This window comes from Mycobacterium kyorinense (genome assembly GCF_002101735.1).
Lineage (GTDB): Bacteria > Actinomycetota > Actinomycetes > Mycobacteriales > Mycobacteriaceae > Mycobacterium > Mycobacterium kyorinense.
Genome location: NZ_LQPE01000085.1, coordinates 54171 through 72369, shown reverse-complemented (window position 1 = coordinate 72369; position 18199 = coordinate 54171). Strand labels below are relative to the sequence as shown.

The 18199-nt window shown below is 69.8% G+C and carries 22 protein-coding genes and 1 riboswitch; of the genes, 11 read left to right on the top strand and 11 right to left on the bottom strand.

The genetic code is table 11. The features are described from left to right. Positions 1-6: 6 nt before the first annotated feature. A complete protein-coding gene (locus AWC14_RS10605; protein WP_057003165.1) occupies positions 7-2241 on the bottom strand; it encodes a helicase-associated domain-containing protein in 2235 nt (744 codons plus the stop codon). Between the two features lie 57 nt (positions 2242-2298). Between AWC14_RS10605 and AWC14_RS10600 the strand changes: the two genes are divergently transcribed. Genes AWC14_RS10600 through AWC14_RS10585 form a run of 4 tightly spaced genes read left to right on the top strand, consistent with a single transcriptional unit; the run spans position 2299 to position 3883 of the window. Further along, entirely contained in the window at positions 2299-2499 is a 201-nt protein-coding gene (locus AWC14_RS10600) for a hypothetical protein (protein ID WP_045385508.1), read from the top strand. Further along, the gene (gene moaC / locus AWC14_RS10595; protein ID WP_081968381.1) at positions 2500-2982 is read left to right on the top strand and encodes a cyclic pyranopterin monophosphate synthase MoaC; all 483 of its coding nucleotides are present in this window, start codon (positions 2500-2502) and stop codon (positions 2980-2982) included. Beyond that, a complete protein-coding gene (locus tag AWC14_RS10590) occupies positions 2982-3458 on the top strand; it encodes a MogA/MoaB family molybdenum cofactor biosynthesis protein (protein ID WP_045385503.1) in 477 nt (158 codons plus the stop codon). Before moaC ends, AWC14_RS10590 begins: the two co-directional genes overlap by 1 nt. After that, a complete protein-coding gene (locus AWC14_RS10585) occupies positions 3458-3883 on the top strand; it encodes a molybdenum cofactor biosynthesis protein MoaE (protein ID WP_045385500.1) in 426 nt (141 codons plus the stop codon). Before AWC14_RS10590 ends, AWC14_RS10585 begins: the two co-directional genes overlap by 1 nt. Here the strand turns inward: AWC14_RS10585 and AWC14_RS10580 are convergent, their stop codons facing one another. The 4 genes from AWC14_RS10580 to AWC14_RS10565 form a co-directional block, all read right to left on the bottom strand. After that, complete coding sequence (locus AWC14_RS10580; protein ID WP_045385497.1) at positions 3884-4861, bottom strand: transglycosylase family protein; 978 nt, start codon at positions 4859-4861, stop codon at positions 3884-3886. A 9-nt stretch (positions 4862-4870) separates the two neighbouring features. After that, a riboswitch (cyclic di-AMP (ydaO/yuaA leader) is annotated at positions 4871-5041 on the bottom strand. Between the two features lie 236 nt (positions 5042-5277). After that, the gene (locus AWC14_RS10575) at positions 5278-5556 is read right to left on the bottom strand and encodes a MoaD/ThiS family protein (RefSeq protein ID WP_045385494.1); all 279 of its coding nucleotides are present in this window, start codon (positions 5554-5556) and stop codon (positions 5278-5280) included. Between the two features lie 3 nt (positions 5557-5559). After that, positions 5560-6642: a GTP 3',8-cyclase MoaA gene (gene moaA / locus AWC14_RS10570; RefSeq protein ID WP_045385491.1), complete on the bottom strand. Its 1083-nt coding sequence runs from the start codon at positions 6640-6642 to the stop codon at positions 5560-5562. Continuing rightward, on the bottom strand, positions 6639-7043 hold the full coding sequence (locus AWC14_RS10565) for a YccF domain-containing protein (protein ID WP_045385489.1): 405 nt from the start codon (positions 7041-7043) through the stop codon (positions 6639-6641). Before AWC14_RS10565 ends, moaA begins: the two co-directional genes overlap by 4 nt. A gap of 253 nt (positions 7044-7296) precedes the next feature. Here AWC14_RS10565 and AWC14_RS10560 point away from each other — a divergent pair, with 253 nt between their 5' ends. The 3 genes from AWC14_RS10560 (at position 7297) to AWC14_RS10550 (ending at position 10748) form a co-directional block, all read left to right on the top strand. Beyond that, positions 7297-7707 carry a cold-shock protein gene (locus AWC14_RS10560; RefSeq protein WP_045385487.1) on the top strand — a complete coding sequence of 137 codons (411 nt, stop codon included), beginning with the start codon at positions 7297-7299 and terminating at the stop codon, positions 7705-7707. A gap of 105 nt (positions 7708-7812) precedes the next feature. Then, positions 7813-9750: an acyl-CoA dehydrogenase family protein gene (locus AWC14_RS10555; protein WP_057003164.1), complete on the top strand. Its 1938-nt coding sequence runs from the start codon at positions 7813-7815 to the stop codon at positions 9748-9750. Then, positions 9747-10748: a glutathione S-transferase family protein gene (locus AWC14_RS10550; protein ID WP_085241242.1), complete on the top strand. Its 1002-nt coding sequence runs from the start codon at positions 9747-9749 to the stop codon at positions 10746-10748. Before AWC14_RS10555 ends, AWC14_RS10550 begins: the two co-directional genes overlap by 4 nt. A gap of 62 nt (positions 10749-10810) precedes the next feature. On the opposite strand, the gene AWC14_RS10545 is transcribed toward AWC14_RS10550, so the two are convergent. Continuing rightward, a complete protein-coding gene (locus AWC14_RS10545; protein ID WP_045374757.1) occupies positions 10811-11299 on the bottom strand; it encodes a DUF2771 domain-containing protein in 489 nt (162 codons plus the stop codon). Then, positions 11296-12846: an MFS transporter gene (locus AWC14_RS10540; RefSeq protein ID WP_045374760.1), complete on the bottom strand. Its 1551-nt coding sequence runs from the start codon at positions 12844-12846 to the stop codon at positions 11296-11298. The genes AWC14_RS10545 and AWC14_RS10540 overlap by 4 nt, the downstream gene beginning before the upstream one ends. Before the next feature lie 130 nt (positions 12847-12976). Here AWC14_RS10540 and AWC14_RS10535 point away from each other — a divergent pair, with 130 nt between their 5' ends. Beyond that, positions 12977-13750: a DUF3027 domain-containing protein gene (locus AWC14_RS10535; RefSeq protein WP_057003163.1), complete on the top strand. Its 774-nt coding sequence runs from the start codon at positions 12977-12979 to the stop codon at positions 13748-13750. Here the strand turns inward: AWC14_RS10535 and AWC14_RS10530 are convergent. Both AWC14_RS10530 and AWC14_RS10525 read right to left on the bottom strand, forming a co-directional pair. Beyond that, positions 13747-14199: an SRPBCC family protein gene (locus AWC14_RS10530; protein ID WP_057003162.1), complete on the bottom strand. Its 453-nt coding sequence runs from the start codon at positions 14197-14199 to the stop codon at positions 13747-13749. The two genes, AWC14_RS10535 and AWC14_RS10530, sit on opposite strands and share 4 nt — an antisense overlap. A 13-nt stretch (positions 14200-14212) precedes the next feature. Next, positions 14213-14485 (bottom strand): DUF2530 domain-containing protein, encoded by a 273-nt coding sequence (locus AWC14_RS10525; protein ID WP_045374896.1) that lies wholly within the window; start codon positions 14483-14485, stop codon positions 14213-14215. 78 nt (positions 14486-14563) lie between these two features. On the opposite strand from AWC14_RS10525, the gene AWC14_RS10520 reads away from it, so the two are divergent. The 3 genes from AWC14_RS10520 to AWC14_RS10510 are packed head-to-tail and all read left to right on the top strand — an operon-like array spanning position 14564 to position 16082. Continuing rightward, entirely contained in the window at positions 14564-14995 is a 432-nt protein-coding gene (locus AWC14_RS10520; RefSeq protein ID WP_045374763.1) for an Rv0880 family HTH-type transcriptional regulator, read from the top strand. Then, positions 14992-15807 (top strand): TrmH family RNA methyltransferase, encoded by an 816-nt coding sequence (locus AWC14_RS10515; protein ID WP_057003161.1) that lies wholly within the window; start codon positions 14992-14994, stop codon positions 15805-15807. The genes AWC14_RS10520 and AWC14_RS10515 overlap by 4 nt, the downstream gene beginning before the upstream one ends. After that, positions 15804-16082 (top strand): DUF2537 domain-containing protein, encoded by a 279-nt coding sequence (locus AWC14_RS10510; protein WP_045374766.1) that lies wholly within the window; start codon positions 15804-15806, stop codon positions 16080-16082. The genes AWC14_RS10515 and AWC14_RS10510 overlap by 4 nt, the downstream gene beginning before the upstream one ends. On the opposite strand, the gene sepH is transcribed toward AWC14_RS10510, so the two are convergent. Next, positions 16079-16852, bottom strand: coding sequence for a septation protein SepH (gene sepH / locus AWC14_RS10505; RefSeq protein WP_045374769.1), 774 nt, complete (start codon positions 16850-16852; stop codon positions 16079-16081). The two genes, AWC14_RS10510 and sepH, sit on opposite strands and share 4 nt — an antisense overlap. A 112-nt stretch (positions 16853-16964) precedes the next feature. Continuing rightward, positions 16965-18083 carry a phosphoserine transaminase gene (gene serC, locus AWC14_RS10500; RefSeq protein ID WP_045374771.1) on the bottom strand — a complete coding sequence of 373 codons (1119 nt, stop codon included), beginning with the start codon at positions 18081-18083 and terminating at the stop codon, positions 16965-16967. Between the last annotated feature and the right edge of the window lie 116 nt (positions 18084-18199).

Genomic DNA, 18199 nt, shown 5'->3' with positions numbered 1-18199 from the left:
AACCCATTATTCGGGCACCACCGACGTGATGCGGTGGACGGCGAACTCGCGGGCCTGCCCGGACGTCGAATCGAAGGCCACCAATTGGCCGCCGACCACGGCGATCGGTGACACCACCCGCTGGGTGGCCACCCCGGCGGCGTCGACGTAGCCGATCACCACCGTCTCGTCACGCTGGGCGGCGCGCTGCAGTAGCGACATGGCGACCGCCGGGTCGACGCGGACGTTGGCGAACGGCGCGCTGGTCACCTTGCGGAGCACGGCGACGATCCCGGCCAGCGACTCGCTGCTCGGCCGGGGGATCGGCCGCGGCGCCCGGCGTTGCTGGGGAGTGGGCACCCGCGCGCCGCGGGCGCGGATGTCGACGATGGTGCCCGTGGAGTCCTCGGCGGCAGGCGCGAACCCGGCGTCGCGCAACTTCGCAAGCACCTCGGCGATGGGCGCCTGCGAGATCGCCACCGTCGGCGCAAGAATCCGCAGCCCCAGCTGTTCGGCCGCGGCCGCCGCCTGGGCCAGCAACGCCGGGTCTTCGCAACGGACGAACGAGGTGGCCATGCCGATCCGCAGCTGCCCGTGCCGACGGGCCACGTCGTCGACGAGGTAGGTAAGCGATTGCGGCACAGGCGTTTTGGAGTACTTCTCGAACAACGCACGGATACCGTCGGCGGTTTTGCCGATGTCGAGGGCATGCCGGATCGAGGCCTCGCTGATCCGGTAGACCATTGCCGCTCCGGCTGACTCGACGGTGGCCACGGCGGCGAGCTCCTCGGTCAGCCGGCGTTCCAGCGGTCCGGGCACCACCACGGTCAGGTCGGCCTGCACCAGGAAGTGGTCGATCGGCTCGGGCAGCGCCCGGTTCATCGCGTCGACGACGGAGTCGTCTTGGTTCAGCAGCGCTCGACCCGGTGTGCTGATCGCTCCGCGGCCCACCAAACCAAGGAAGTGGGCCTCGTCGAGCAGGTCGGCCACCGGGCCGGGCCGCAGCCGCTTGCCCCAGCGCGGCCGTCGCCACACCAGGGCCGCGGACGCCGACGTTTCGTCGACACCAGCGCCGGGAGGAAGCTCGGCCAGCAGCGACAACAACAGCTTGCGGTCGAGCGGCGCAGCCGTGGAATACACCGAATCCGACAGTGCCCCATAGGGTTTGGTGTCCGGTCCGCGAGTGCCGATCAGCCCGGGGCGCCGCGGCAGGTCGAGCCAGGTGCGGGCCAGCAGGTGCCAGCGCTCGGCGGTGGGCGCCTCGGCATAGCGGTCGGCGGCAACCGTCGGCGCCCAGTAGGGCCCCTCGCCGTCCTCGGGTTGCGGTTCGGGCATGCCGGCCGCGATCAGTCCGGCCGCCGCTGCCACCTCCAGAAGCAGGCTCAGCCGCGCCTCGTCGATGCCGGTGGACTTGGCCAGCCGCTTGACTTCGCGGACCCCGAGTCCGCCGCTTCTCAACTCGGGAACCGGTGCGGCGCTGAGTGTTTCGAGCAGCACGTCGAGTTCGCGCAGCAGGTCGATGACCGCTCCGGCCGCCGCCGCGTCGGCATCGCCGGGTGTGGTGCTGGTGACGACCGCATCAGGTGGCGTCAGCTGCGAAGGGCCGGGATCCTCGCCGCGCAGCACGTGCCCGACCTGGCGCGGCAGGATCACCGTGTCGGCGTCGATTCGGCGCAGCAGGCCCTTGGCCAGCAACCGTGGCACCGGGCGGTCCGGCGGCGCGCCGGGCGCGGCGTCTCGGGTGCGCCCCAGCGGCGACCCCTCCGACAGCTTGTCCAGCACCAGGAGAGCGTCGTCGTCGAGTTCATCGAGCAGCGCGGTGATGTGGTCGCGGGTGTGGGGTTCGTCCTCGAGGATGGCTTGCCCGGGATACCAGGGCAGCCCCGCCCCGGCCTCGGCTGCCACTCTGACCTCGGCGTCACCCCACACCAGGGCGCGCTCCCTGAGGTCGTCGAGCGCGCCGAGCACGTCGGCTTCGGGCGCGCGGTCGCCGATCAGCGCGACGAGCTTGGCGACCGGGACCGGCTCGGTATCGGCGTGCAGCACCAGCAGCGCGTCGATGACCGCCAGCCGCAGGAAGTCCAGCTCGTCGGTGGCGGCCCGGATCGACTGGCGGGCCTGAGCACGGGCGGCCAGCGCAGCGATGCTGGCCGGCGGCGGCTGGGCAAGATCCGGGCGCAGTTCCAGCAGGCGGACCAGCCGCTCGTCGGGCAGGTCGGCCAGCCAGGACCCAAGCGGGATGCTCGGGGTGTGTTCTGTCATTGCTGACCAGCGTAAAGCAGCGGCCCGACGGCCCGAGTTCGCTCGCAACCTGTCAGAATGGACCGCGTGGCTGACAACGCTGACAAGAAGACCAGGTACGTCGACCCAGGCTGGCCGACCACCGACCCCGACGAACACGCGGTGAGCGAACTCGCGACCGACCGCACCGGCGCGCTGTCCCCGTTCGGTGACCTGGTGTTCCCGCTGCCGTCCGACGAACTGCCCTACGTACACCCGGTCACCGTCGTCAACCGGTAGATGTCCGGCTCCCCGTCTTCTCGGCTTTCGCATATCGACGAGCGCGGAGCCGCGCACATGGTCGACGTCACCGACAAGGGAGCCACCAAGCGCACCGCCGTCGCGGCCGGCACGTTCCACACGTCCGCGCAGGTGGTGTCGCTGATCTCGGCCGGGGGTCTGCCCAAGGGCGACGCGCTGGCCACCGCGCGGGTGGCGGGCATTCTGGCCGCCAAGCACACCAGCGACCTGATCCCGCTGTGCCACCAGCTGGCGCTCACCGGGGTCGAGGTCGACTTCACCGTCGGCGAGTCGGCCATCGACATCACCGCGACGGTGCGCAGCACCGACCGCACCGGGGTGGAGATGGAGGCCTTGACCGCCGTCAGCGTGGCCGGCCTGACGCTCTACGACATGGTCAAGGCGGTGGACCCGGCCGCCCGCATCGACGACATCCGGGTGCTGCGCAAAGACGGCGGCAAGACCGGAACCTGGACGCGGTGATGGCCGGACGGTCTGCGCGCGTCATCATCGCCTCGACCCGGGCGTCGGCCGGCGTGTACGAGGATCGGTGCGGCCCGATCATCGCCGAATGGCTTGAGAAGCGCGGCTTTTCGCGCGTAGAGCCGACAGTGGTGCCCGACGGTGACCCGGTTGGCCAGGCGTTGCGCGACGCCGTCGGCGCCGGTGTCGACGTCGTCATCACCTCCGGCGGCACCGGCATCTCGCCCAGCGACGACACTCCGGCCCAGACGTCGGCAGTGCTCGACTACGAGATCCCCGGGCTGGCCGACGCGATCCGCCGCTCGGGGCTGCCGAAGGTGCCGACGTCGGTGCTCTCGCGCGGCGTGTGCGGGGTGGCCGGCCGGACCCTGGTGGTCAACCTGCCGGGGTCGACCGGCGGCGTGCGCGACGGCCTCGGAGTGCTCGCCGACGTGCTGGACCATGCGCTGGACCAACTCGGGGGCGGGGATCACTGATGGCACAGGTATTGCGTGCCGCGCTGACCGATCAGCCGATTGTGCTGGCCGAGCACGAAGAGCTGGTGAGCCATGAGGCCGCCGGCGCGATCGTCGGCTTCGTCGGGATGATCCGCAACCACGACGGCGCCCGCGAGGTGCTGCGGCTGGAGTATTCCGCGCACCCGTCGGCCGAACAGGTGATGGCCGAGGTGCTGGCCGAGGTCGCCGAGCAGAGCAGCGGGGTGCGGGCCATCGCAGCCAGCCACCGCGTCGGTGTCCTGCAGATCGGCGAGGCGGCGCTGGTGGCGGCGGTGGCCGCCGACCATCGCCGGGCCGCGTTCGAGACCTGCGCGCATCTGGTGGACACCATCAAGGCGCGGCTACCGGTGTGGAAGCACCAGTTCTTCGCCGACGGAACCGACGAGTGGGTGGGCTCGGCCTGACTACGGCTGCTGGGCCAGCGCGGCCAGCGCGTCGTTGCCGTTGATGCCCTGCGCCTGGATCGCCTGCCACAAGTCCTTGAGGTAGCCGGGGTCCATGTTCTGCGGCGCCGTGGCGGGCTGCCCGTTGGCGTTGGAGGGCAGGTTGGTCGCCTGGTCGAGAAGCGGCGCGAACTGCGTCGGCACCTGCAGGTCGTGTGCGGCCGAACCGGCGGCGGCCGGATCGATCGGCAGCGCCGGTGCAGGATCGCTCGGAGCGGGGGCCAGCGGTGCGTCGGTGACGACGGTCCACGTGCTCACCGACTGGGCTTCGTGAACCCCTTCGGGAGCGTCCGCGGGTGGCGCCTCGTCGAGCACGACGGGCTCTGCCGGCGGGACGGGCTCGTCCACGGGCGCCGGCTCGTCAACCGGAGCGGGCGCGTCGAAAGCGGCGGGCTCGACCGGCTCGTCGGCGGGGACGGACTCGTCGACGGCTGCCAGCTCTACCGGCGGGGCCTCCTGCGGCGGCGGGGCATCGTCGGGAGGCGGCGGGGCGTCGAGCGCGGCGGGCTCGGCCTCGGGAGCCGGGTTGTCCTCCGGCGGGTTCGCGTGAGCGTCGGCGACGACGGTGCGCGGTGTCGGGCCCGACAAACCGTGGCCGCATACCGGCCAGGCGCCGCGACCCTGGGTGGCCAGCACCCGCTCGGCGACCGCGATCTGCTGCTCCCGGGTGGCCATGTTGGCGGCCGGGGCGAACTCGCCGCCGCCGTGTGCGGCCCAGGTGCCGCGGTTGAACTGCAGGCCGCCCTGATATCCGTTGCCTGTGTTGATCGACCAGTTGCCGCCCGACTCGCAACGAGCGACCTGATCCCATTCGCCGTCGCTGGCCGCCGATGCGTGGCCTGCGAGGGCGATGCCGCCGCCGCCGATCACCGCGCCGGTAAAGGCGATCTTGGCGACGCTGACGCTGGATGTCGTGGGCTTACGATGCCGTCCACTCATACGCCGGTGATGTCCTCTCTGTATGCGCCTACGAGGTCAGCTGTCGGGTTCGGGCTGGAGAGGTTGCCCGGCCACCTCGGTGGCTTCACCCCAAGGAGCCGCGCACGGCTCCGGTCCGATCACGGCGGACTGATTGGGTCCCCCGCCTCCATCCACGGTTGTCGTCGGCCCCCGCCTGCTGGATGGAGCTCGGCGCGACAAGCGGGGAAGGCTGCCGCTCAACAAGATTCGGCGAGCCCGCGGAGAACGGTAGCGGGTCGTGGCGGATGAGTCACGTCATAGCGAATGCGGCGTTTTCGCCTGCGATGCCTCGCAAAAACGCCAGGAAAGCGTTCGATTTGCGCAGCTCAGAGCCCATCGCAACCGTGCCGTTGCCGCGCTGTGATCAATCCGTTATGTGACGCAAATCACGGGCGTCAGCCGCCGGCGAAGGGCGGCAGCACGTCAATCGTCTGGCCTGTTTGCAGCACGGCGTCCTGGTCGCGGACGGCGATGCCGTCGCACAGATACGAGCACCGCTTCAGCACGGTGGCCAGACGTTCGTTGTGCCGGCCGAGGGTGTCGACCAGCTCGGCGACGGTGGCGCCGGGCCGCAGCGCGGCGGTCTCGGTCTCGGTGCCGGCCGCGGCCCGCGCCGCCGCGAAGTAGCGGACCATGACCTGGATTCCGGTGAGTTCGTCGGGCACTTGTGTCATGGGTCAGCCGCCGATCGCGCTCATCGGACGAGCCGGCTGGATGAAGTCGGGGTCGTTGATGCCGTGCCCGGCCGGTTTACCCCACATTGCGGCACGCCACGTCGCCTCGATCGCGTCGTCGTCGGCGCCGGTGCGCAACAGCCCGCGCAGGTCGGTCTCCTCGGTGGCGAACAGGCAGCTGCGGATCTGGCCGTCGGCGGTCAGCCGGGTGCGGTCACAGTCCCCGCAGAACGGGTGCGAAACCGAAGCGATGATCCCGACCTTGCCCGACGGCCCGCCCGGGCCGGTGTCGACCAGCCAGAGCTCGGCCGGCGCCGAACCGCGCGGCGCGGGGTCGGGCCGTAGCCGGAAGTGCGGGCGCAGCGCGGCCAGCACATCTTCGCCGCTCAGCGAAGCGCCCCGGCGCCATTGATGCCCGGCATCCAGGGGCATTTGTTCGATCACCCGCAACTGGTAGCCGTGTTCGAGGCAGAACCGCAGCAGCTCGACGACGTCGTGGCGGCCGGTCACCGGGTCGAGCACCGCGTTCACCTTGACCGGCTCGAAGCCCGCCGCTTTCGCCGCGGCCAGCCCGGTCAGCACGTCGGGGAGTCGGTCGCGGCGGGTGATCGCCGCGAAGTGGTCACGGTCCACGGTGTCCAGCGATACGTTGACCCGGTCCAGACCAGCCCGCGCGAGGGCGGCCGCCCGTCGCTCCAGGCCGAGGCCGTTGGTGGTCAGGGAAATCTCCGGGCGGGGGCGCAACACGGCGGCCGCCGCCACCACGTCCTCGAGGTGGCGGGCCAGCAATGGCTCACCGCCGGTGAACCGCACGCTGGTGATGCCGAGCCGCGTCACTGCGATGCGCAGTAGCCGCGCCAGTTCGTCGGGCTGCAGCAGGTCCTCGCGGGGTAGCCAGTCCAGCCCTTCGGCCGGCATGCAGTAGTTGCAGCGCAGGTTGCAACGGTCGGTCAGTGACACCCGCAGGTCCGTGGCCACCCGGCCGTACGTGTCGACCAGCGGCCCGGTGGCGGGCGCGGGCCCGTGCACGCCCGGGTCGTCTGCGGGGCGGCGCACCGTCGGCACGCCGAGTGCGATCACTGTCATCCCACTACCGATTCGGGTCGGATCGGACGGTCGACCGGAACAATCTCTTTGCCCAGCGGCACCAGCGACACCGGGATCAGCTTGAGATTGGCCAACGCCAGCGGGATGCCGATGATCGTCACCGCCATCGCGATGGCGCTGGCCAGATGCCCGATGGCCAGCCAGATGCCGAACAACAGCACCCAGATCACGTTGCCGATCAGCGCGCCGGTGCCGGCGCCCGGCTTTTCGACGATGGTGCGGCCGAACGGCCACAGCGTGTACGACGCGATGCGCAGTGCCGCGAAGCCGAAGGGAATGGTGACGATCAGCAGGAAGCAGACAAGCGCCGCCAGCAGATAGCCGACGGCCAACCAGAGGCCGCCGAAGATCAGCCAGATGACGTTCAGGATCAGGCGCATATCTTCCTCCAGCGGTAGTGCCAGCCTACCCAGTGGCGATCGCAAGCGCGGCGGAGCCGGGCGCAGCGGGTCGCCACGATGAGTACAAGTGCGATCGCAAGCGCGGCGGAGCCGGGCGCAGCGGGTCGCCACGATGGTCCGCGATCGGGGATGATCGGGCGCACGGCATCCGAGTAGGATCACCAGTCATCGCGTCCTGCGCTCGCGGGACGCTTCGTCGTGTAGGGATCCGTCAGACAAGCAGGTGAGACCAGTGCCGACCGGCAAGGTGAAGTGGTACGACCCGGACAAGGGGTTCGGCTTCCTGTCACAGGAGGACGGCGAGGACGTCTACGTCCGCTCCTCGGCGTTGCCTGAGGGTGTCGAGGGGCTCAAGGCGGGCCAGCGCGTCGAGTTCGGCATCGCCACCGGGCGCCGGGGACCGCAGGCGTTGAGCCTCAAGCTGATTGATCCGCCGCCGAGCCTGTCCCGTGCTCGCCGCGAGGGACCCGCCGCCGAACACAAGCACAGTCCCGACGAGCTGCACGGCATGGTCGAGGACATGATCACGTTGCTGGAAAGCACGGTGCAACCGGAACTTCGCAAGGGCCGCTACCCGGACCGCAAGACCGCCCGCAGGGTCTCCGAGGTCGTCAGAGCAGTGGCCCGAGAGCTCGACGGCTGACGCTTCGGCGGCGGCCATTCCGCCAAAGCGCGTGTAGAGAAGTGCGCCACGGGCAACACTAGTTACTGACGAGTAAACTAGTGTCGCAACACCAGGGAGTGTCCGATGGCGCAGCAAGTACAGGTCACCGAGGAGCAGGCCAGAGCCGTAGCCGAGGAGTCGCGCGAAAGCGGTTGGGATAAGCCCTCTTTCGCCAAGGAACTCTTCCTGGGCCGCTTCCCGTTGGAGCTCATCCATCCGTTTCCACGCCCGTCCGACGACGAGGCGGCCCGCACCGAGGCTTTCCTGGCCAAGCTGCGCGAGTTTCTCGGCACGATCGATGGTGCCGTCATCGAGCGCGATGCCCAGATTCCCGACGAGTACGTCAAGGGCCTGGCCGATCTCGGCTGTTTCGGCATGAAGATTCCCGCCGAGTACGGCGGTTTGGGCATGTCGCAGGTCGCCTACAACCGGGCGTTGATGATGGCGTCGTCGGTGCACCCGAGCTTCGGTGCGCTGCTGAGCGCGCATCAGTCGATCGGGGTGCCCGAACCGCTCAAACTGGCCGGGACCGAAGAACAGAAGCGGAAGTTCTTGCCGCGGTGTGCCGCCGGGGGGATATCGGCGTTCCTGCTCACCGAACCGGACGTGGGTTCCGACCCGGCGCGGCTGGCCTCGACCGCGACGCCGATCGACGACGGCGCGGCGTACGAACTGGAGGGGGTCAAGCTCTGGACCACCAACGGCGTCGTCGCCGATCTGCTGGTGGTGATGGCCCGGGTGCCCAAGAGCGACGGACACCGGGGCGGCATCAGCGCGTTCGTCGTCGAGGCCGATTCCCCCGGCATCACCGTCGAACGGCGCAACAAATTCATGGGACTGCGCGGCATCGAAAACGGCCTGACCCGACTGCATAAAGTCCGGGTCCCGCGCGAAAACCTGATCGGGCGGGAAGGCGACGGCCTGAGGATCGCCCTGACAACGCTGAACGCCGGGCGGTTGTCGATTCCGGCGATGGCCGCCGGGGCGGCCAAGTGGTGCCTGAAGATCGCGCGGGAGTGGTCGTGCGAACGGGTGCAGTGGGGCAAGCCGGTCGGCGAGCACGCCGCGGTGGCCAACAAGATCTCGTTCATCGCCGCCACCACCTACGCGCTGGAGGCGGTGCTGGAACTGTCCGGCCAGATGGCCGACGAGGGCCGCAACGACATCCGGATCGAGGCCGCGCTGGCCAAACTGTGGTCCAGCGAGATGGCCTGCGTGATCGCCGATGAGCTGGTGCAGATCCGCGGCGGGCGCGGCTACGAGAGCGCCGAGTCGCTGGCCGCCCGCGGTGAGCGCGCAGTGCCGGTGGAACAGATCGTGCGCGACCTTCGGATCAATCGGATCTTCGAAGGCTCCAGCGAGATCATGCGGCTGCTGATCGCCCGGGAGGCGGTGGACGCGCACCTTACCGCGGCCGGAGATCTGGCCAACCCGAAGGCCGATGTGCGGCAGAAGGCCAAGGCGGCTGCCGGCGCGAGCGGCTTCTACGCAAAGTGGTTGCCGCAGCTGGTCTTCGGCGAAGGTCAGCTGCCCACCACCTACCGCGACTTCGGCAGGCTGGCAACGCAACTGCGCTTTGTCGAGCGCTCGTCACGCAAGCTGGCCCGCAACACCTTCTACGGGATGGCACGCTGGCAGGCCGCGCTGGAGCAAAAGCAGGGATTCCTGGGCCGCGTCGTGGACATCGGCGCGGAATTGTTCGCCATGGCGGCGGCATGTGTTCGTGCTGAGGCGCAACGGGTTTCGGATCAGGCCGAAGGCGAGCAGGCATACGAGTTGGCCGACGCGTTCTGTCAGCAGGCCACTTTGCGGGTCGAGGCGCTGTTTCATGCGTTGTGGTCCAACACCGACAGCACGGACGTGGGCCTGGCCCGAAATGTGTTGGGGGGGCACTACACCTGGCTGGAGGAGGGGGTCCTCGACCAGTCCGAGGGCACCGGGCCGTGGATCGCGCACTGGGAGCCGGGCCCGTCCACCGAGGAGAACTTGGCGCGGCGGTTCTTGACCGTGTCGGAACCATGAGCGCCGCGTACGTGGCCGAGTCGGGGGAGTTCACCCGCGACACCAACTACATCGCGACCCGCATCACCGCCGACGGGCGGGACGGCTACCCGGTCGAGCCCGGCCGCTACCGGCTGATCGTGGCCCGCGCCTGCCCGTGGGCCAATCGCGCGATCATCGTGCGCCGCCTGCTGGGCCTGGAAAAGGTTATCTCCATTGGGTTTTGTGGACCCACCCACGACGAGCGGAGTTGGACGTTCGACCTGGATCCCGGCGGTGTCGACCCGGTGCTGAAGATTCCGCGGCTGCAGGACGCCTATTTCAAGCGGTTTCCCGACTACCCGAAGGGCATCACCGTCCCGGCGATCGTCGACGTGCCGTCCGGCGCGGTGGTCACCAACGATTTCGCGCAGATCACGTTGGACTTCTCCACCGAATGGACGGCCTACCACCGCGAGGGCGCACCGCAGCTGTACCCGCAGCCGTTGCGCGCCGAGATCGACGAAGTAGCGCAACGGATCTACACCGAAATCAACAACGGGGTATACCGGTGCGGGTTCGCCTGCTCACAGCAGGCCTACGACGCCGCCTACGACCGGTTGTTCACCGCGCTCGACTGGGTGAGCGATCGGCTGGCGCGGCAGCGATACCTGGTGGGCGACAACATCACCGAAGCCGACGTGCGGCTGTTCACCACGCTGGCCCGCTTCGATCCGGTCTATCACGGGCACTTCAAATGCAACCGCTCCAAGCTGTCCGAGATGCCGGTGCTGTGGGCGTATGCGCGTGACCTCTTCGGTACGCCGGGTTTCGGCGACACGGTCGACTTCGTCCAGATCAAGCAGCACTACTACATGGTGCACACCGACATCAATCCCACTCGAATCGTGCCAAAAGGTCCCGATCTGGCCAACTGGCTCGCCCCGCATGGCCGGGAAGCCTTGGGCGGCAGGCCATTCGGTGACGGCACTCCGCCAGGGCCGCCGCTCGAGGGCGAACGGGTGCCCGCTCAATTTTGAGTGCCGAGCGTCGACTTGTTGTGCGCAATCGATGATTCTGCCCAACAACTCGACGTTCGGCGCTAAAACACAGTTCGCACCGACCACTCGGCGTGCGGGACGTCGTGTAGCTCGCCGGCAGGATCGACCACCAGGGTCATCAACTGCACGACGATGCCGCTCAGCCGGCCGCGTTGCGGGTCGACGGTGGCGATTGTGACGGCCAGCCGGCTGCCCGGCCGGAAGACGGTGGTCGTGGTGTTGGCGGGGTCCTCGTACACCCGCAGCAGCCGCCACGGCGCCCGGCCGATCGCCGCCGGTACCGAAAGCTGCACGGGGTCACGGGAATTCACCGGCAGCTCCCCCTGGGCGTGTGGGGTTTTACAGTCGTTGAGGTCGAGCACGTTGCAGTACAGGTACGGCCCGACCCGGCTGAGGTGGCCATGCGAATAGGCGCTGATCTCAGGCAGCGACGGGCCGTGCCCACGCGCAAGCAGCCACGCGCCGACACCGGCGGCCGCCGACGCTGCGAGCACCAAGGCCGCGAGCAGCGCGACGACGAGCCGCTTCACCGCGGCGTCGCCATCGCGCGGTCGCCCTCCTGCTCGACCATCACCGGCCGGTTACCGCCGAAGCCCGGGATCAGCGAGTCGCCGCGAAAGCTGACGATGGTCTGCGCCAGGCCCGGGATGAGCAGCGCGCTGACGGCGGTGAACCCGATCCACAACTCCGTGTACACCAGCACGCCCAGCGCGCCGCCGAGCACCCACGCCAGTTGCAGCGTCGATTCCGAACGCCCGAACGCCGACGCCCGGGACTCCTCGGGCAGGTCATCCTGCAACGAGGCGTCCAGCGCCGCCTTGGCGATCGCGCTGGCCCCCGAGGTGACCAACGTAGCGACGGTCGCGACCACCAAGGTGCCGGCCACCGCCCCGGCCAGCGCGGCCACCGTGACCGCGACGGCGCAGCGCACCACCAGCACGGCGGGCCGGCCCAGCTGCAGGCGCGCGCTGGTGAAGTTGCCGACGAAGTTGCCGACGGCCGCGGCCGCACCGATCAGCCCCAGCATGCCCAACTGCACCCATCCGCTGGCGTCGTGGGCCTTGGCGACGAACGCCGGATACAAGAACAAGAACCCGACCATGACCTTGATGGTGCAATTGCCCCACAGCGCGGTAATGATGTTGCGGCCCAATGGTTGTCGAAGCGCGCGGTGCAGTGGGTCGCTGCGCCGGCGATAACTCAGCGTGGCGGGGACCTCGCCCGCGGTCACCTCCACCCAGCGCGGAATGCGCATCGAGAGCCACGCACCCGCCAGCGTCACCGCGACGATCACGAACAACGCGCCCGGCAGCTCGAACAGGTGGTTGCAGACGAACTCGACGCCGCTGGCGATCGCGCCGCCCGCGATGGTGCCACCCAGCAGACCGAACATGGTCAGTCGCGAGTTGACCCGCACCAGGTCGATGCTCGGCGGCATCACCCGCGGGGTCACCGCGCTGCGCAGCACCGAGAAGGATTTCGACAGCACCATCATGGCCAGCGCACACGGGTAGAGCACCCACGACGGGAAGCTACCGGTCACCCCGTCGTAGTTGGCGACCAGCACCAGGGCCAGCGCGGTGCGCAGCACGAACGAGAGCGCCAGCGCGACGCGCCGGCCGTGCTGCAGCCGGTCCAGCGCCGGACCGATCAGCGGCGCGATCACCGCGAACGGCGCGATCGTGATCAACAGGTACAGCGCCACCCGGTCCTTGCTTTCGCCGGTGGCCGCCGCGAAGAACAGCGTGTTGGCCAGCGCGACGGCCATCGCGGCGTCCACCGCGGAATTCGCCACCACCGGCCAGGTCAGCGCGGTCAGCCCGGACTTGTCGGCGCCGTCTGCGGTCGCGGCCCGATGCACCAATCCGTACATGCGCGAACCCATTTCGCGGCTGCGCTGCGCCGCCGCGCGGGTGACGGTGATGCGTTCGGCGCCGCGCGGGGCGGGCGGCGGCTCGCGGCGGGAGCCGGGGTCGGACTCACGGTGCAGCGGCGGCAGGTAGCGGTTGGCACTGGGCATCGGGGCGCGCGGCGACCGCCGACGGTAACCGGTGTCGTCGGCCGGATAGTTGGCCATGCCGGGGTGCTGGGTGGGTTGATCACGCCGCCGTCCGGACACGCATCAATTCTCACCCATCGCCGGTGATCGAGCGCGCAGGCGACCGGTGTGGCTGGCCACTGGGCCGCTGCGGCAGTATTGAACACGTATGGAAACCGCGGACAGCGTGACCACGGCCGAGTGGGCGGACGGCCTGGCGCAGATCCTCACCGGTGCCGTCGAGCAGGCGCGCGCCGCCGTCGCCGAATTCAGCGGCGCCGACACGGTCGGCGACTACCTCGGCGTCAGCTACGAGGATCCGACCGCCGCCACCCACCGGTTCCTGGCCCACCTGCCGGGCTACCAGGGCTGGCAGTGGGCCGTCGTGGTGGCCGCCTACCCGGGTGCCGACCACGCCACCGTCAGCGAAGTGGTGCTGGTGCCGGGGCCGACGGCGTTGCTGGCGCCGGAATGGGTGCCGTGGGATCAGCGGGTCCGGCCCGGCGACCTGAGCCCGGGCGACCTGCTGGCGCCGCCGCCGGACGACCCGCGTTTGGTGCCCGGTTACCTGGCCAGCGGCGATCCGCAGGTTGACGACGTCGCCGTCGAGCTCGGGCTCGGCCGGCGACGGGTGATGAGCGCCTGGGGCCGCGCGCAGGCCGCGCAGCGCTGGCATGACGGCGACCACGGGCCCGGCTCGCCGATGGCACGCTCGACCAAGCGGGTGTGTCGCGACTGCGGCTTCTACCTGCCGCTGGCCGGCTCGCTGGGCACGATGTTCGGGGTGTGCGGCAATGAGATGTCCGCCGACGGGCATGTCGTCGACTCCGAATACGGCTGCGGCGCGCACTCCGACACCCCGGCCCCGGCGGGCAGCGGATCGCCGATGTACGACCCCTACGACGACGGCGTACTCGACCTCGTCGACAAGCCCGACGACTAACTCTCGGCGGCGGCCTTGATCTTGGCCAGCGAGGTGTTCATCCCGTCGACCAATTCCCGCTCGAAGCTGTCCACTCCGCCCAGCAGCGCGTTCACCGTCATCGTCGAGATGGGTTTGACGCCGTTCTCGGCGTGCCGGCTTTCGATCAGCCGCGTGCCCTCCGGGAGCGGCTGTAGCTCGTAGCTCCAGATGGTGCCGTTGGCGTTGACCTTGAATGCCAGCTTCTGCTCGGGAATGACCTCGGTGAACGTGCATGTCGTCGGCCAGAACAGAAAGTTGCGGCGGTTCAGGTTGAGCGTGCGGGTGCCCTGGCGCACCGGACCGAGCGGCTTCATCCAGCGACACTGGGGACTCCACTGCGGCATCCGGCGGACATCCGACACCAATTCCCACACCTTCGCGACCGGCGCGTTGATGTCGACCTGTGCTTGCAATAGCGGTGCTGCCATTGACCGTTCCCTCCTATTTGGTGGTCCGCAAGTGCCCGAGCCCCGTTTGCGCACCGCGTGCCCCGCGCCGGACGGCGTCGCGCTGCCACAGGAAGATACCCGTGCCCAGCAGCCCGACGCCCAGCCCGGCCAGCGTCACCGGGCGCCAGCTGTCCAGGCCCGGGACGAGGAAGGCGGCCACCGTCGCACCCAGCCAGGCCAGGGCGCCGATCCCGACGACCGGCCACACCTCCAGCAGCGCGGCCGGAAGCATCGGCGGGTTGGGTGTGGAGCCGGGCTCGGACATCGAGATCACGCTAACCGATGACCGGTGACGCGGTGGTTCGGTGTTGACCCTGTGCGGTTGTGTCGTAACCTTCGCGCTGTGACCGACGGCGATACGCGGCTGGCCAGCGACCTGTCGCTGGCAGTCATGCGATTGTCGCGGCAGCTGCGATTCCGGCGGCCGCAGTCGCCGGTGTCGTTGTCGCAGCTGTCGGCGCTGTCGACGTTGGCCAAAGAAGGGCCGATGACGCCCGGCGCGTTGGCCATCCGGGAACGGGTGCGCCCGCCGTCGATGACACGGGTAATCGCGTCGTTGGCCGAACTGGGGTTCGTGGACCGGGTCGCCCACCCCGACGACGGCCGGCAAGTCCTGGTGTCGGTGTCCGACGCCGGCGCCGAGCTGCTGGAGGCCGAACGCCGGGCCAGCCAGGAATGGCTGGCGCAGCGGCTGGCCTGTCTGGGCCCCGCCGACCGCGAAACCCTGCGCGACGCCGCCGATCTGATGCTGGCCATCGTCGACGAAACCCCGTGAGCGCCGTCTGCGACGTCAGCGATCCCGACGATCCGCGGCTGGACAACTTCCGCGACCTCAACAGCGTCGATCGCCGCCCGGATCTGCCGACCGGCAAGGGCCTGGTGATCGCCGAGGGCGTGCTGGTGGTGCAGCGCATGCTGGCGTCGCGGTTCGCGCCGCTGGCGTTGCTGGGCACCGACCGCCGGCTCGCTGAACTGCGGGCCGACCTGGACGGCTGCGACGCACCGTACTACCGGGTCTCCGCCGAGGTGATGGCCCAGGTGGTCGGGTTTCACCTCAACCGCGGCGTGCTGGCCGCGGCGCGCCGGGTCCCCGAGCCGAGTGTGGCCGAAGTGCTCGACGGCGCCCGCACGGTCGCCGTGCTCGAGGGCGTCAACGACCACGAGAACCTGGGTTCGATCTTCCGCAACGCCGCAGGCCTCGACGTCGACGCGGTGGTCTTCGGCAGCGGCTGCGCCGATCCGCTCTACCGGCGCGCGGTGCGGGTGTCGATGGGCCATGCCCTGCTGGTGCCGTATGCCCGTGCCACAAACTGGCCCGGTGATTTGAAGCTGTTGCAGGAGAAGGGTTTTCGACTGCTGGCGATGACGCCGAGCCGCGATGCCATGACGCTCTCGGCGGCGATGTCGACGGTCGGGGACGAGCCGGTGGCGGTATTGGTGGGTGCCGAGGGGCCCGGCCTGAGCCATGCCGCGATGCGGGCAAGCGACCTGCGGGTACGGATCCCGATGTCGCGTGGCACCGACTCGCTCAATGTCGCCACCGCCGCGGCGCTGGCCTTTTACGAGCGGGTTAGGCTCGGCTCGTGAAGGACGAATCCACGCCCTGGGCAACGGGTTTGACGGTGGCCACGTTCGTCGCCGCGGTGACCGCCGTGGCGATCGTGGTGCTCAGTCTCGGCCTGGAGCGCGTGCACCCGTTGCTGGCCGTCGGACTCAACGTCGTCGCAGCCGGGGGATTGGCGCCGACGCTGTGGGGGTGGCGGCACACGCCGGTGTTGCGCTGGTTCGTGCTGGGCGCGGGCGTGGGCGTGACGGGGGCGTGGTTGGCGTTGGTCGCGCTGGCGATCGTCGGAGCCGGTTAGCGCTGCCCGCCGGAGCGGACGCCGAGCAGCACGTCCTCCCACGCCGGCACGGGTGGCTTGCGGCGGCGGGCACGCGCCGGCTGGTGTTGCGGTTCGGGCGCGGCTTCTTCCGCGGGCGCGGGCTCGGGCTCGGGTTCGTCGAAGTCCAGCTGCGCCACCGGAGCCAGCGGCCGCAGCGGGCGGTCGAAGTCGGGGTCGATCAGCTCGCTGGCGGCGTCGTCGACCGCGGTGACCGTGCCGCCGTGCGCGCCGGGGGCGAAGCGGAAATGCGCGAGGTTGTCCGAGCGGCCGGCCTTCCAACCGAGTTGTACCGTCCAGCGCCCGTCCTCGTTGCGCCAGGCATCCCAGGTGGTGCTGTCCGGGTTGAGGCCGCGGGCCACCAGCGCGGCGGTGACGGTCTCCAGCAGTGTCAGCACCGCCGGCCCGTCGGCGAGCACCGGGTGCGCGGCGGTTGCCAGCTCGGCGGCGCGGGATCGCTCCAGCAGCACCGGGTGGGCGAATCGCTGGACGCGTTCGATGTCCACCCCGGCGGCCGCCGCGACCTGCTCGACGGATGCCCCGGCGCGGATGCGGGCCTGAATTTCCTTGGGACGCAGCATGCTGGGGACCTCGTAGTCGATCTGGGTTTGTGCTACCCGCGCGCCGTCGCCGCGTACCGCGGCGCGCAGCCGGTCGTCGACCCGCAGCTTGAACTTCTCGGCCGGATCGTCACCTTCGCAGATGATGTGTTTGCCATCGACGTCGAGTCCAACGACTTTGAGCTCCCGCATGGCACCTCCTCCGGGCCGCCGAACCGGACCCGATTGCTGCGCACTCTAGTGCAGGCGACGGCCCAGACCGGGCTGACACGCCGCCCAGCTCAGCGGGTCGCCGCCAGACTGGTCAGAGCCTTTCGACCACCCAGTCGATGCACTCGGTGAGCGCGCTGACATCGTCGGGCTCCACGGCGGGGAACATCGCGACCCGCAACTGGTTGCGGCCGAGTTTGCGGTACGGCTCGGTGTCGACGATTCCGTTGGCGCGCAGCACCTTGGCCACGGCCGCCGCGTCCACCTCGTCGCTGAAGTCGATGGTCCCGACAACTTGGGACCGCAGCCGCGGCTCGGCGACAAACGGAGTGGTGTAGGGCCGCTCCTGCGCCCACCGGTACAGCCGCTGCGACGAGTCCGCCGTGCGCTTGACCGCCCAATCCAGCCCGCCGTTGCCCAAGAGCCAGTCGATCTGCTCGGCCAGCAGCACCAGCGTGCCGATGGCCGGGGTGTTGTAGGTCTGGTTCTTGAGGCTGTTCTCGACCGCGATCGGCAGCGACAGGAAGTCGGGCACCCAGCGGCCGGATCCGGCGATGGCCTCGATGCGCGCCAGCGCCGCTGGGCTGCAGATCGCCAACCACAGGCCGCCGTCGCTGGCGAAGTTCTTCTGCGGCGCGAAGTAGTAGGCGTCGGTCTCGGTGATGTCGACCGGCAGCCCGCCGGCGCCGGAGGTGGCGTCGATGACGACCAGCGCGTCGCCCGAGTCGGCGGGGCGTTGCACCGGCACGGCCACCCCGGTCGAGGTCTCGTTGTGGGCCCAGGCGATGACGTCGACCGACGGGTCGCTCTGCGGTTCCGGGGCGCTGCCGGGATCGGCCTTGACGACGATCGGTTCGTCGACGAACGGGTTCTTGGTGACGGCGCCGGCGAACTTCGAGCTGAACTCGCCGTAGGACAGATGCAGCGAGCGCTTGTCGATCAGCCCGAACGCCGCGGCGTCCCAGAACGCCGTGGCGCCGCCGTTGCCCAGGATGACCTCGTAGCCGTCTGGCACCGAGAAGAAGTCACGCAGCCCCGTGCGCACCCGGCCGACCAGGTCCTTCACCGGCGCTTGTCGGTGCGACGTGCCGAACAGCCCGGCGGCGCTGGTGGCGAGGACCTGCAGCTGCTCGGGCCGGACCTTGGACGGCCCCGATCCGAAGCGGCCGTCGCCGGGTTTGATGCCGTCGGGGATCGCGAGCGTCTCAGCCATGGTGACCAGGCTAGTGACCCCGGTAATGTGAGCTAGACCACATCGATGGCGTCGACCCCGGCTGCGCCACAGTGCGTGCGTTGGGTCTAGAAAGTTTGCGATACCTGCGGTACTGT

Bases quoted from the DNA above. Each gene is read 5' to 3' on its own strand.
- AWC14_RS10605 (WP_057003165.1), bottom strand. From the start codon at position 2,241: ATGACAGAACACACCCCGAGCATCCCGCTTGGGTCCTGGCTGGCCGAC.
- AWC14_RS10590 (WP_045385503.1), top strand. From the start codon at position 2,982: ATGGCCGGACGGTCTGCGCGCGTCATCATCGCCTCGACCCGGGCGTCG.
- sepH (WP_045374769.1), bottom strand. From the start codon at position 16,852: ATGCGGGAGCTCAAAGTCGTTGGACTCGACGTCGATGGCAAACACATC.
- AWC14_RS10535 (WP_057003163.1), top strand. From the start codon at position 12,977: ATGGAAACCGCGGACAGCGTGACCACGGCCGAGTGGGCGGACGGCCTG.
- moaA (WP_045385491.1), bottom strand. From the start codon at position 6,642: ATGACAGTGATCGCACTCGGCGTGCCGACGGTGCGCCGCCCCGCAGAC.
- AWC14_RS10530 (WP_057003162.1), bottom strand. From the start codon at position 14,199: ATGGCAGCACCGCTATTGCAAGCACAGGTCGACATCAACGCGCCGGTC.
- AWC14_RS10550 (WP_085241242.1), top strand. From the start codon at position 9,747: ATGAGCGCCGCGTACGTGGCCGAGTCGGGGGAGTTCACCCGCGACACC.
- AWC14_RS10575 (WP_045385494.1), bottom strand. From the start codon at position 5,556: ATGACACAAGTGCCCGACGAACTCACCGGAATCCAGGTCATGGTCCGC.
- serC (WP_045374771.1), bottom strand. From the start codon at position 18,083: ATGGCTGAGACGCTCGCGATCCCCGACGGCATCAAACCCGGCGACGGC.
- AWC14_RS10525 (WP_045374896.1), bottom strand. From the start codon at position 14,485: ATGTCCGAGCCCGGCTCCACACCCAACCCGCCGATGCTTCCGGCCGCG.
- AWC14_RS10600 (WP_045385508.1), top strand. From the start codon at position 2,299: ATGGACCGCGTGGCTGACAACGCTGACAAGAAGACCAGGTACGTCGAC.
- AWC14_RS10565 (WP_045385489.1), bottom strand. From the start codon at position 7,043: ATGCGCCTGATCCTGAACGTCATCTGGCTGATCTTCGGCGGCCTCTGG.
- AWC14_RS10540 (WP_045374760.1), bottom strand. From the start codon at position 12,846: ATGGCCAACTATCCGGCCGACGACACCGGTTACCGTCGGCGGTCGCCG.
- AWC14_RS10585 (WP_045385500.1), top strand. From the start codon at position 3,458: ATGGCACAGGTATTGCGTGCCGCGCTGACCGATCAGCCGATTGTGCTG.
- AWC14_RS10580 (WP_045385497.1), bottom strand. From the start codon at position 4,861: ATGAGTGGACGGCATCGTAAGCCCACGACATCCAGCGTCAGCGTCGCC.
- moaC (WP_081968381.1), top strand. From the start codon at position 2,500: ATGTCCGGCTCCCCGTCTTCTCGGCTTTCGCATATCGACGAGCGCGGA.
- AWC14_RS10555 (WP_057003164.1), top strand. From the start codon at position 7,813: ATGGCGCAGCAAGTACAGGTCACCGAGGAGCAGGCCAGAGCCGTAGCC.